Source organism: Nonomuraea rhodomycinica, assembly GCF_013363995.1.
Classification (GTDB): Bacteria; Actinomycetota; Actinomycetes; order Streptosporangiales; family Streptosporangiaceae; genus Nonomuraea; species Nonomuraea rhodomycinica.
In genome coordinates, this window is the sequence record NZ_JABWGO010000051.1 from 1 (window position 1) to 304 (window position 304).

The following is a 304-nucleotide window of genomic DNA, read 5'->3' on the forward strand; positions in this document are numbered from 1 at the left end:
CGTGAGGTCGGGGGCGGACGGCGGGCCGCCCACGCGGAAGCCGGCGGGCAGCCGGATCGCCGTGGTCGTGTCGGCGTCGGCGTCGTCCTCCACCTCGGCCCCGGCCTCGGCTCCGGACTCGCCTTCGGCCGTGTCGTCGGCCTTGTCGGCGACCTGGTTCCCGGCCTTGTCCTCGGTCGCGGGGGCGGCGCCGGCCACGGGCTTGGCGTCGGTGACGGTCTCGGCTTCGGCGTCGGTCTCGATGCCGGCCTCGGCCCCGGTGTCAGTCCCGGCGTCACCGGCAGCCGGCGCCTCAGGAGCGGCC

Annotated in this window: 1 protein-coding gene; it reads right to left on the reverse strand. The window is 78.0% G+C overall.

Going from position 1 to position 304, the window contains the following annotated elements; genetic code table 11:
- Positions 1 to 304, reverse strand: a 304-nt coding sequence (locus HT134_RS44375) for a hypothetical protein (RefSeq protein WP_217709115.1), incomplete at both ends; no start/stop codon positions are given.